8 protein-coding genes are annotated in these 13,354 nt (G+C 28.3%); all 8 read left to right on the forward strand.

Annotated features, from left to right (window positions below; all coding sequences use genetic code 11):
* Nucleotides 1–98 precede the first annotated feature (98 nt).
* Nucleotides 99–647 carry a major tail protein gene (locus KGF38_RS19525; RefSeq protein ID WP_227832650.1) on the forward strand — a complete coding sequence of 183 codons (549 nt, stop codon included), beginning with the start codon at nucleotides 99–101 and terminating at the stop codon, nucleotides 645–647.
* 4 nt (nucleotides 648–651) lie between these two features.
* Complete coding sequence (locus KGF38_RS19530; RefSeq protein WP_227832651.1) at nucleotides 652–1,020, forward strand: hypothetical protein; 369 nt, start codon at nucleotides 652–654, stop codon at nucleotides 1,018–1,020.
* A gap of 190 nt (nucleotides 1,021–1,210) precedes the next feature.
* Nucleotides 1,211–7,951 (forward strand): phage tail tape measure protein, encoded by a 6,741-nt coding sequence (locus tag KGF38_RS19535; RefSeq protein WP_227832652.1) that lies wholly within the window; start codon nucleotides 1,211–1,213, stop codon nucleotides 7,949–7,951.
* 12 nt (nucleotides 7,952–7,963) lie between these two features.
* Nucleotides 7,964–8,749: a phage tail family protein gene (locus KGF38_RS19540; protein WP_227832653.1), complete on the forward strand. Its 786-nt coding sequence runs from the start codon at nucleotides 7,964–7,966 to the stop codon at nucleotides 8,747–8,749.
* Nucleotides 8,750–8,786: 37 nt separating this feature from the next.
* Entirely contained in the window at nucleotides 8,787–10,433 is a 1,647-nt protein-coding gene (locus KGF38_RS19545; protein ID WP_227832654.1) for a phage tail protein, read from the forward strand.
* A 16-nt stretch (nucleotides 10,434–10,449) separates the two neighbouring features.
* Nucleotides 10,450–12,378: a tail fiber domain-containing protein gene (locus tag KGF38_RS19550; RefSeq protein ID WP_227832655.1), complete on the forward strand. Its 1,929-nt coding sequence runs from the start codon at nucleotides 10,450–10,452 to the stop codon at nucleotides 12,376–12,378.
* Nucleotides 12,379–12,380: 2 nt separating this feature from the next.
* Nucleotides 12,381–12,602 (forward strand): hypothetical protein, encoded by a 222-nt coding sequence (locus tag KGF38_RS19555; protein ID WP_227832656.1) that lies wholly within the window; start codon nucleotides 12,381–12,383, stop codon nucleotides 12,600–12,602.
* The coding region (locus KGF38_RS19560) for a BppU family phage baseplate upper protein (RefSeq protein WP_227832657.1) at nucleotides 12,578–13,354 on the forward strand (777 nt) is incomplete at its 3' end. The genes KGF38_RS19555 and KGF38_RS19560, both read left to right, overlap by 25 nt.

Consider the following 13,354-nt stretch of genomic DNA (forward strand, 5'->3'; position numbering starts at 1 on the left):
ATAATTAAAAATGTACTTATTAAGATAAGTAAAAGAGCTATCACAGAACAAATTTAATTTGCTCATGCGACAGCCCCATTTAATTAAAGGTGAAAAAAATGAGTTATAAAGAAAAAATTATACATGGTTTTGATAACATACATTTATGTGAAATAGATGAAAATTCTGTTCCTAGAAAAATATTGGGTGGAATTTCTGTAAGCATAGAATTGAAACAATCTTACAAAATTATGAAATGTAACGGAAATGAAAACATAATTTTTTATGGGAAAGTAACTGGTACAGGGAAACTGAATTTATTAGGATTAACAGCAGATGAAGAAGAATTAATATGGAATTTTAAAAGATATAAAAATGGAATAGTTGTTGAAGATAGTATAAAACCTAACAATCTAAGATTGTTATTTACAAGAAAAAGACGTGATGGAGCAATAATTTATTACTGTATATATAATGTTATTTTTGATATAGATGGTATTTTAGCTGAAACAGATGTAGCGAAAAGAAGTAGTAGTAAAAGAGAGTTAAATTTTAATGTATTTGCTGATAAAAAATTGAAATTAACTTTTTTTTCTATGGACACAAAAAATGGAGAAAAAGAAATGTTAGATAAGTGGTTCGAAAAAATACAAATTCCAGAAAGGTAAAATTATGATAGATGATAAGATAACAATTAAGTTAAATGAAGAAAGTGTTGTGTATGATGCTAGGCTAGACATGGGAGCAATAGCAGAAACACAGCATTTTTTTAAGTTAAGAAATGATTTTATGACAGTACCAGAGGTTTTGAAATGGGTTGGAAAAGGCGATTTTATGGTGGTAAATGAATTAATTATACAGTCAATCTTAAGGTGCCATAAGCAATTAAATAGAGAAGATATAATAACAAATTTAAAGTTTAGAGAAATGCCCAAAATACATGAATATTTAAATTTGTTACTTGAGAAAGCCATGCCAGCAAAAGAAAAAAATAACAGTGAAGATGAAATTGAGGATATAGAAGAAAAACAAGATGATTGAGACTTTGAGTATTTAGAATATTTATGGACTACAGTATTAAAAAGACCAGTTAGAGATTTTTTAAAAACTACACCAAAAAAATTATTTGCACAAATTGATGCACATGGAAAATTCAAAGGTGTAGATAAAGAAAAAAAGAATGTTGAAATTGTTAATTCTACAGAATTTATGTAAAAAAGGTGGTGGTTAAATGTCAGAGGAGATAGAGAAGCTATCGGTCACGTTAGCATTAGAAGCAAACAACTTTACAAAACAAATTAGTGCAATAAGTAAAGAAATAGGAAACTTGGAAAGAGATTTTAAAACAGCAGCAGCAGGTAACAAACAATTTGAGAATTCCTTTAGTGGTCTTGGTGCTAAGATGCAAAAGCTCACAAAACAGATTGATTTGTATAATAAAAAATTAGAGAGTCAGAAAAATCAGTATAAAAGTTTGCAATCTACTTTAACCACACAAAAAGCTAAATTAGATAGTTTAGAAAGTACACTAGGTAAAAATTCTAATGAATGGAAAAAACAAGCTCAACTTGTGCAAAAAAATGCTGAAAAACTAAGTAGATTAGGAAGCAATATAAATCAAACTAAAGGTACAATTAGTAGACTTAGAACAGAACTTACTCAGACAAGTCAAAAATTTGAACAGCTTGGAAATAAAACTCTAACTATTGAGCAAAAATTAAGCAGACTGAATAGCCAAGCAAGATTGACAGAGTCTGAGTTCAACAGACTTGGTGCAGAGCTTGCAAAAAGTGGGTCATATTTCCAAAGACTTGGGAATGAAATGAATCAGCTTGGAAGTAAAATTCAGTCAAATAAAGCTAGATTAGCAATATATCAAGCTGAATTTAATAAATTAAATAATGAGTTAAATCAAAATAAGCAAAAGCATGCACAGCTTTCAACTGAAATTAGGAAAACTGAAAGTATTCTAAGTCAAGTGGCAGCATACTATGGTAAAAATTCGCATGAAGCACAACAACTTACTCAAGAGTTATATAGGTTAAAAGATGCATATAACAAGCAACAAATGGAAATAAAACAATCTGAAACTGCATTAAATGGTTATCAAGCTGAAATAAATCAAACAAGTGCAGATGTTATAAGACTATCTGCTCAACTTAGACAAATGCCTTTCGCAACTTTAAGTCGTTCAATGATAACAGCAGGGCAAAGTTTAAAATCTGTTGGAATGGGTTTAAGTATGTATGTATCAATGCCTTTGGGCATGCTTGGGATAGCAGCAGCTAAAGCAGGGGTTAATTTTGATACAAGTATGTCTAAACTACAAGCAACAGCAGGAATTGCAGACAAAAGTAGTGTATCATTTCAAAAGTTGCAAGAAAAGGCTCAAGATTTAGGGGCTAGAACTTCATTTTCAGCAGCAGAGGCAGCGGATGGTTTAACATATTTAGCTCTTGCTGGTTGGGATGTAGAGACATCTTTGTCAAGGATAGAGCCAGTTCTACGTGCAGCAGAAGCAGGAGGAATGGATTTAGCCTTATGTTCTGATTTGGTTACAGACAGCATGGCATCAGCTGGAATTGCAAGCCAAGATTTTACTAAATATTTAGATATAACAGCACAAGCACAAAGAAAATCTAATACCAATATGCAACAAATGTTAGAAGCATATGTAACAGCGGGAGGAATGTTTAAAAATTTAAATATGCCACTTGAACAATCTGGAGCATTGATTGGGATACTTGCAAATCGTGGAACAAAGGCAAGTGAAGCTGGAAATGCATTAATAAGTGTTTTTTCTAATATAATTGGTGAAAATGGAAGAGCAGGAAAAGCGTTAGATGCATTAAATATATCTCTATATGATTCACAAGGGAAACAAAAGGATACAGTTGCAGTTTTGAAAGAAATGAGTAACGCTCTAGGTGTAACTTCTGATTCTACAACAAAATTGACAGAAGAGGAACGAGCAAGGTTTGCTACCATGATAGGTGGTAAGACACAATATGATACATTGATGAAGTTGCTAGCAGGTGTGAACGATGAATACGACGATTTAGAAAAGAGTTTAAAAAATTCTAAAGGTGCATTAATGGAAGTTGCTACAACAATGAAAGATAATTTGGGTGGGGCAATTATAAACATGAAATCAGCCTTAGAAGGTGCAGGTATACAAGCATTTAAGGCAATGGAGCCCGTTCTTGCAAGTTTAATAGAAAAGATAACACAGCTTTCAAATTGGTTTACTAATCTTGGAGAATCATCACAACAAAATATAGTTAAGATGGCGGCTATAGCCATAGCCATGGGTCCTGTTTTAATGATGTTTGGGCAATTTATAATTGTAAGTGGTCATTTAACTGATTTGATTGGAAACATAAGAGCAGCTACAGCAGCAGGAGCTGGTGGATTTGGAGGGTTAGCAGCAAAGGTTGGGGCTTTAATTCCTAAATTATTTTCTTTGCAAGGAGCTTTTGCACTATTAGCAGCTGGTGGGATTGTATTAGCTACAAAAGCTTTGCATGACTATAGTGTTGCAGATGCTAAAGCATATGAACAAAGAAAAAAGAATATTGAGACATTAGAGAGAGAAAAGAAAGGATATGAAGAGTCAAGGCAAAAAATAGGCTATATAGCTAAAGAATATGATAATTTAAAAAGTAAATCTAATCTAAGTACAGAAGAAGCTGAAAGGCTTAAAACGCTAACAAAAGAAATAGCTGAAATGATGCCCGAACTGGTCAATGGATATGATGAGAATGGAAATCCAATTCTAAAAATGAAGGGTTCGGCTATGGAATTGTGTTCTGAGTTAGATAGAGCAATAGAGAAGAAAGAACGTCTTATAAATTTTGATAAAATGGATAATGCTGAAATCGCTGTTGATAAGCAAGCTGGTAAAAGAGATAAAGATGGTAATAAACTTACAGGAAAAGCAGCTGATTCATACCAAACAGATAGTGAAAAAATTATAACAATACAAAAAAAGTATAATGATGATATTGCTAAGTTAGAAAAAGATGGTGTAATTTTACGTGGTAAGATAAGAAATTCAGAAGGTGAAGACAGAGAAAAGTACGTACAAAAGTATAATGAGAATTTAAGAAAGAAAGAAAAATTAACACGAGATGCTCAAAAAGAAAATACAAGAAGTTTAGAAGAAGCTAAAAAGGTAGCACAAGAAGTTGAGGACGGTGTGTTTGCTACTGTAAACTCAAGTAGTACATTTAAGTCAAGTAAGAATGATGATGCTAAAAAACAGTTTAATGAATGGAAAGGTATTCTGGATTTTAGTGGAATAAAAACTAAAGAACAGTTAGCAAATGTTGAAGATTCAATGAATAGCTTATTCAAGTCAGCATCAAGTGGTAAGATAAATTTAGCTGATGTAAAAAAAGAAGTAGAGGGTGCTAATGACGCTTTAGCTAAAGACGGAAATTTAAATTCATATAATAAGAAAATGCAGGAGTTGGCTAAAACTATTGCAAGCAAAACTGGTACAGAGTCAAGTGATTGGATAGCACTTTTGACAACTTTAGATAAAGAATTTTTAAAAACTAGTGACTCAAGTGATGTATTTTTAAAGAAATTTAATAGGACTAGACAACAACTTGAATCTGGAGACGGTTTAGCAGTAGCAGTACAACAACAATATGAAGCATTAAACTCTGCTCTTGAAGGTCTACAGATAACAGGCAAAGAAGAGGTAGACATACAGACAGTTATTGATTTTACTAATGACCAGAACATACCAGAAGATGTTAGAAATTTTGTAAATGGTCTGATAAAAAAAGATGCAAATGGAAATATAACTAATTCAGAAGAAGTTATAAAATTTACAGCAGATTTATTATTTGAACTACAACAAGAAAATCCTAACTTTGATAATTTACAAGCGGAAGCAGATAAGTTGTTCAAAGGTGACAAAGTAAAAGTAACAGAGGATTTAGAAATTACAGAAGGAGAAATTGACACATCGAATGTCAAAACAGATGATGTTGAACAAAAAATAAAAGATAAATTTGTACAAGATAAAGTATCAGCCAAAATTAATGTTGCAATTGAGAATGGGGATATAAATTTTGATAAAGTTAAATTAGTTGGAGAAATATTTGATAAAATACCAACAGAATATAGAACAAAGTTTATATTAGATAATACAGAAGCGATTAATAAAGCAAAAAATTATGATGATATAATTAAATATTTAAAAGAAAATCCAGAAATTGCACAAAAATATAATGTTAAAGTAGAAGGCTTAGAAAAAGCTAAAGAAATTAATGAAGAAACTGATAAGGCTAAAGGAAAGAAAGCTGAACCAGAAGTAAAAGTAAAAAATGCAGATGAAAGTAAAAAAGAATTAGAAGATGTAGGAAGAGAAGCTGACAAAGTTGACAAAAAAAAGCCAGAACCAGAAGTAAAAGTAAAAAATGCAGGTGAAAGTAAAAAAGAATTAGAAGATGTAGGAAAAGAAACTGATAAAATTGATAAAAAGAAAGCTGAACCAGAAATAACTACAAAAGGGGTTGAAGGTACAGCTGAACAGCTGAATCAATTAGCAACTAAAGCGAAAGAAATAGGGAAAGGCAAATATGAAATAAGTATAACAGCTAAAACAGCACAAGCAGCTAAAAACGTATCTGGATTAATAACAAAGATAAATCAATTTAGTAAAGTAAAAGTAAAACAATTAGTATTTAAAACAGAAACTGCACAGGCAGCTAAAAATGTAACTGGTTTAGATAAAAAAGTAGCTAGTTACAAAAGCAAATATGGTGGAAAAACTATAACAACAACATTTAAAGCAGAAACAGCACAAGCAGCTAAAAATATATCGGGCTTGATGCGTAAGATAGATTCATATAAGGCTAGTTATGCAAGGTCATTTACAACATCAATGACAGCAAATGTGCAAGTTAATAAGAATGTTACAACAACAGAAAAAAATGAGGCTGGAAAACCTGCATCATTACCAATAGAAAGGGCGATACCTGCACCTAAATTATTAAATGATTCACCAACACCAGCTACGAGAGAAAATATAATCCCTAGAGCTAGAGGATTTACTAGTTCAACACCAATTGCAATAACTGGAAAAGATATAGCAGATGCATTAAAATATGATGTTAATTTATTGCAAGAATTAGAGAATAGATTACAAAAAATAAATAATGAATTAACTAGACTAGATAAGTTAGCAGAAAATGCAACTGATGCAGATAAAATAAAATATCTACAAAAACAAAATGAATTGTACAAAGAACAGGCAGAAGTACAAAAAGATTTAGAAGATAAATTAATAAGACAAAAAAATTATTATAAATTTGCACTTGAACAAAAAGGACTAAAATTTAATAGTGATGGAAATTCAACAAATTATGAAGAGGAAATATTAAAGAAAAAGAAAATAGTTGCAGACTTAGAAGAAAAGGCTGAAAAAGCAAAAGATAAGAATAGTGATTCATTGCAAAAAAAAGCTGAAAAAGAAAAGAATAGTCTGGAAGAAATCCAAAAACTTTATGATGAATACATAAAAGTTACTTTAACTAGTTTACCAGAATGTATAGGTCAGTGGAATGAACTTAATCAGAAAATCAAAGAAAATGAACAAAGTATAAAAAACATAAAAAGAGAACAAGAAAAATTATTCATGGAGTCCACATGGACATCTATGTACAAAGATGTTCAGCAAGTAAAAAATGAATTAGACATGTTAGATGTAAAATTAAAAAATGCATCTACAGAAGAAAAAGAAGAAATAATTAAGAAAAAAATAGAGTTACAAAAAAAGTATAATAAAGAATTAACTGAAACAACTGAGTACATGAAACAAGTTCAAAACCAGCTTAAAGGCAAGCTGCAAAAATTAGGATTTGAATTTAGAGACAATGGAGATATTTCTAATTATATACAACAGATACAAAAGTTAAAAGAAGAAAACAAAGATTTTGAAGAAGCAGAAGAACTCGCAAAAGGGTATTTAGATTTATTATTAGAAAAAATACCATCTGCACAACGAGAGCTTGAAGGAATAACTGGAGCAATAGCAGATTTAAAAGAGGAACAAAAAAAGCTATATGAAGAACAATTAAACACTATTACAGATGTAGAAAAAGAAATAACAGATATATATAAAAAGCAAGTTGAAGAAAGAAAAAAATTAATTGATGAAGAATTAAAGAAAAGAACAGATGCTCTTGATAAAGAGAAAAAAGCTTATAATGATGCAAGAGAAGAGATGAATTATAAGAATGATGAAAAAGAGCAAAAAGATGCTATTGCTGAAATAGAAAAAGAATTAGAAATAGCTAGAAAAAATACAAGTCTGTCTGGTCAAAAAAGAGTACAAGACTTAGAAAAAAAATTGCAAGAAGAACAGAAAAAACTAGAAAAATTAGTACAAGATAACATCGACAAACAAGTAAATAATAAGTTTGACAAAGAAAGTGAAAGACTAGAAAAAGAAGCGGAAGAGACTGTTAAAAATCTTGAAGAAAAGTTTTCTGATACAAAGCTTGCAGAAATAGTAAAAGAGGTATTGGATAGTGGAATTTTTACAGATATAGATGGTAATGTAAAAGATTTACAGGATACCATGATTGAATTTATAAATAAATATCAAGATGGGTTGACTATTGCAGGAGATAAAATAAAAACTGAATGGCTAGACAAGCTGGATGAAGCTCTTGACAAAATGGAAGATTTAGCAGAAATAAATGAAAAATTAGGAGTAAAAGAATTTAATACAAATTTAAAATCTTTAGACTATAATTCACAAAGATACAGTCAACCGACTAGTCGTATGTTAAACAATAATACTACTAATAATAACCAGTTTATTTTTAATCCTAGTAAACCACTAGTTGTAGTAGAAAATGCTACAAAAGATTCCATACCAGACTTACAAAGAATTATTGATAAGTCTATAAAAGAAGCAATAAATGATTTTGCAAAAGAAATTGTTAAATAAAGGAGATAAAAATTGTTTATTTCAGAAAAATTTATTTTAAATAAAAGAACTAGCGACTCAATGGGTGTAATTTTAATTACAGAATCAAACAATGATATATTTAATGACTATGGATTTATATATTCTGAAACAATAGAAAAGGTAAAAAGTTATAATGATAATCCAACTTTTTTTAAAGGGGAAAAAGATACTAGTGAAATAGTATTAAAAATATGTTTGGTAGATGGGAACTATGTTCCTAGAAAATGGTCTGATTATGATATAGAAGAAATTTGTGCATGGATTAAAACAGATGATTTTGTAGAGTTTATCAGCGAAGATAATGTTGAACTGATTTATTATGTAAAAGCAATTAAAATAGCTAAAAAGTTTACGGATAATTTAGAAGGTTATCTTGAAGTTACATTCCAACCATTTACAAATTTTGCTTATAAATCAGATGTTAAAACAATTATAATAAAAGAAAATATTGAAAGAAAAATAATTATAAATAATAAAAGTAATGTACAAGATGATTATATGCCTATAATTGAATTAATTAATTTAGGGGATGAATCTACTGTAAATATAATAAAAAATACTAGTATAGAAAATGAACAATTTGAGATTACTGGAATAGAAAAAAATGAGAAAGTTATAATAGATAATTTATATTGCACAGTAATTAATTCTAAAAATGAAAATAGATTTAAAAAATGTAATAGGAATTGGTTGAGATTAAAAAAAGGAGAAAATGAATTAAAAATTGTGGGTAACTGTAAACTTACAATAAAGTCAAAATATCCTATTTTAACTTAATAATGAGGTGGTATTTATTTTAAGAGAGAAAATTAATTTGAAAGAAATAAAAAAAGATTATGATATAACATTACATAAAGTTAATAAAAATATGATTGGGCAAATACCAGAATATTGTTTAAATTCTATGACTAGGAAAATTGATGGTATTGACGAGTTAGAATTTACAATACCAAAATATGTTTTTGATAGAGATACATTGCAAAGAAAAATAAATACTATGTATGATATGACTAAAAACGAAAGATTTATATGTATTAATAATAAAGAATATTTTGTTATAAAAGAAATAAAGGAAGATAATTATAAAAGTAAAGTAGTCAAAGCATATTCAAGAGAAATTAAATTATCTAAGATAGATATAAATATAGAAAATATAAATATACAACTATTTACATCAGACATAGAAAATAAAATAATTTCTATGTCTGAATATATGAAAACTGAAACAGGGTGGCAACTAGGTTATGTAGATGAAGATATAGCATATGATGTATTAGAAAATGGAAGCAAGCAAGAAAAAATTAGATGGCAAGAGAGCGTAAACACCAACTGGTATGACTTTATTACAAAAAATATAAAAGAGGAATTTAATTGTGTAATTGAGTTTGATACATTTAATAAACTAGTTAATCTATATAATATAGATAGTTTTGGAGATGAAATAAAAATAACATTAACAGAAGATAATTATATAAAATCTATTGAAAAAACTTTAAATACAAATGATATAGTAACAAGGCTGAAACTTGAAGGAAACGAAGAAATGGACATAATAGATGCGACAGAAACAGGGTATCCCTATGTTGAAAATTATTCTTATTTTATAGAAAATGGAGAAATGAGTCCAGAACTGATAAAAGCAATAAATGTATATGAAGAAATGGTAAAAAAAAGAAAAGTACAGTGGAGAGAATTAGCAGATTTGAAAAGTAATAAAGGTAATGAATTGACAGATAAAAAAAATGAATTACAACTTGTTTATGCGTTTATAACAGGCTTACAAGGAGAAAAGAGAGCATATGAAGCGTCAAAAGATGATATTAATTTAGCTAGGATTATAGCAGAGATAACTAAAAAAAATGATGAAAAAGTAATATTAGAAGTTGCTGTAAGAAATTTAGAAGAAGAAATTGAAAATCTAAGAAAAAGTATAGATAATATAAATTTACTTTGTAAACGTGAAACTGCAACAGATGAAAGTGGAAAATTAATATTTAATGATGAATTATTAGAAGAGCTGAAAGAGTTTGTGTATTATGATACATATACTAATTCAGCTTTTATTAAAGTTGAAGATTTAATAAAAGCTGGTGAAAGAATTTTAGAATTAAAATGTAAAACAACGAATGAATGGTCGATAGATATAATAAATTTTTTAGATAGAATTTTAGATAATGGCAGGCAACATTGGGATGGAATATTAGGTCTTGGTGATGTGATAGAACTTTATAGTTATAAAGAACATGTAAGAAAGCTTATATACTTTGTAGGGTATTCGCAAAAATTTAATCCTAATAGTTTGACAATAGAATTATCAAATAAAAAATTAAAAAATGATGATATAAAAACTATTGCAGATTATTTGAAAATGGCAAAAGAGTCACTTCAAGTTTTAGAATCTAAAAAATACTTATTGATGCAACAGAAATACAATAAAATAAGAAAAAATAGAAATATCTAAAAAGGGGTGAAAATCATTGGCTGTATTAGATAATAGCCCTACTTTTTCATATATTCGTGCAACTGGTATAATAGTACATTACTACGATGAAGTTTACAATGTTGCAGAAAAATATTCCTGCATGAAATATATTTATTGGAATAGAAAAAATCCATATCAATTAGAAGATTCAGAAATTTTATTTGATAATTCAGATGAAAAATTTCTTGTAATAACTAATAATATGGGTATGCATAATATAGTTCCACAAAGTGAGGATACGAATTTCAGTATATCTTTTGATGGGGATTCTATAAAATCTATTGAAAAGCACATATATGGATTATATGAAAAAGATGAGGAAAATGACAAAAGATTTGTTTCTATAGAAACAGATATAACAGGAGTAAAAACGACTATAGGAGATTTAAAAGAAGAAGATACAAAGATAAAAGAAAATATAACAAAATTAGAATTAAAATCTGATGAAATAGACGCTAGTGTTAAGAGTGTTAGGAAAGACTTTACAGATAATAAAGAAATAAATGAACTAAGAGAAAATGTAAATAAAACTATAATAGAATTAAATGCAGCGATTGGTTTATATAGTTCTAAGATAACAGAATACTTCAAAGATGATAAAATAACCAATGAAGAAAAAACAGAAATAAATATCCAAAATACTATTATTGATGATAAGAAAAAATTATTATATATACAAATTGAAAAAGTTGTTTCAATATGTGATAAAAATTTTGATACAACTGGAAAATTAAATATAAATAATGCTAAAAATGCTTTAAATGAAGCTCATGAAAATTTAAAAACTGCAATAAATTCAGTTATAGCAGATAGTGTTGCAACTCCTAGTGACAAAATTTTAGTTATAAATACTTTTTCTAAATATAATATAAAAATAAATGAATTAAAAAATGTTCTGGATAATATAATTCTGCTTGGAGCAGGTGGAAGTATATCAGAAGAGTTAGCAAATTTTAATATGAAATCTAATCAGATGACTATGAGTGTACAAGAAACAGAAAAAAATATAAAATCTGAAATCAAAATATTGTCTGATGAAATAGCACTAAAAGTTAGTAAAGGAGAATTTAGTTCTTTAATAGAACAAAAATATGATAGTGTAAGGATAGCTTTTAATAAAATAAGTTCAGCTTCTGTTACTATAGATTATAGAGGGTTAACAGTTTTGAATGGTTCTATTGCATGTGATTGTTTAACAACTCCGAAAGGTCACGACCCTATTATTCGGCTGTTTGAAGATAGTAGTGCAACTATATGTTTAGATGCACAAGAAAGTGACGGTTCTGTAAAAGGAAGTGCAGTAAGATTAAAATATAATGAAAATTATTTGTTTATAAATAGATATGGAGCAAACATATTTGTTGATGGTGAGGTAAGATTACAAGTGAAACAAGATGATGCTTTTGTTCAGTGTGGAAATGCAAGATTTTGTTTTACTAATGACCCATATTCTTTTTTTCCAGACCAAAGCAGAACTGATTTAGGTCAAAACTATAACACATGGAGAAATGTTTATTGCGATACTTTAAGATGTGATGATGTTAGAAGTACATCAGACAGTAAATTTAAAGAAAATATTAGCTATATAGGTTTATCAAGAAGAAGGTCTTTTTTGATGAATATAGAAACTCCTTTTCTAGACTTTTTAAAAAATGATTTAAAAATAGCTACATTTAATTATAAAAATTTTAGTGAAGAAGAGAATAACAAACAGGTTGGATTTATAGCAAATGATATAAAAGATACAAAAGTTGGAGAAATGTTTATTTATGATTATGGTGATGAAGGATTAAAATTTAGTGTATCTGGTTATACAACTGTTGTGGCAGCAGCATTAAAAGAAGAAGTATTAAAAAGAGAAGAATTGGAAAATAAAATAAAAAAATTGGAAGAAAATATACAAGGCTTGCGTAAAGGAGAATAAAAATGGATGTAGATTTTAAAATTTTATATGAGAATGTAAAAGAAGAACTAAATAAGAGTATGTCGAATATGTTGCTCTATAAGAGTATAGCAATGCAAAAAGATGTAGAATTAAAAGATAATAATAAAAAAATAAAAGAATTAGAAGAAAATATTATATCGCTTAAAAAACTATCTGAAAATGTAGAGGGTGTTGAACAATGCGAAACAGAGACTATGAAGTAAAACAATATTTTTTAGAAATAGATTTTTCAGAGTATGAAAACAGAAAAAATGTAGTAAAAAAAATGATATATAGCGAAAATGATATTAATACAGCATTTATTAATGTACAACTAAAAAACAATGGAAAGGTTATTGATTTAAGTAACTATGATGTTATAGCGAATATTTGGAAGAATACAGGTAATAAGGTAGATGCTCCATGTAATATATTAAATGCAAAAGATGGAGAGGTAGAAGTTCCGCTTACCAGAGAAGCTTTGAAAGGAGCTGGTATAAACCCATTTACAGTTATGATTGTAAATAGTGAGGGTTCTTTAGAATCACCTCGGTTTTATTATAGAGTAGAGGAAGGGCTTGTAAATGATGATGATATTGAAAATGCAGATGAATTTGGCGTTTTAGTATTATTAATAAGTCAAGTCAAAGAAGTTTTAAAAGATAATGATATTTTAGTTACTAGAGTTGAAAATTTAGAAAATTTGATAGAGGAACAGGAAGGAATAAGAGAAACTAATGAATTAGTAAGAAAAGAAAGTGAAGAAGTAAGAAAAACCAGTGAAAAAACAAGAGAAGCTAATGAGTTAGTAAGAAAAGAAAGTGAAGAAGTAAGAAAAACCAGTGAAGAAACAAGAGAAGCTAATGAGTTAGTAAGAAAAGAAAGTGAAGAAGTAAGAAAAACCAGTGAAGAAACAAGAGAAGCTAATGAGTTAGTAAGAAAAGAAAGTGAAGAAGTAAGAAAAACCAGTGAAGAA

Origin of the sequence: Clostridioides sp. ZZV14-6387 (assembly GCF_020657835.1) — a bacterium.
GTDB lineage: Bacteria > Bacillota > Clostridia > Peptostreptococcales > Peptostreptococcaceae > Clostridioides > Clostridioides difficile_A.

What these genes read in the sequence shown, in the direction of transcription:
- KGF38_RS19525 (WP_227832650.1), top strand. Translation starts at nt 99, where the DNA reads ATGAGTTATAAAGAAAAAATTATACATGGTTTTGATAACATACATTTA.
- KGF38_RS19530 (WP_227832651.1), top strand. Translation starts at nt 652, where the DNA reads ATGATAGATGATAAGATAACAATTAAGTTAAATGAAGAAAGTGTTGTG.
- KGF38_RS19535 (WP_227832652.1), top strand. Translation starts at nt 1,211, where the DNA reads ATGTCAGAGGAGATAGAGAAGCTATCGGTCACGTTAGCATTAGAAGCA.
- KGF38_RS19555 (WP_227832656.1), top strand. Translation starts at nt 12,381, where the DNA reads ATGGATGTAGATTTTAAAATTTTATATGAGAATGTAAAAGAAGAACTA.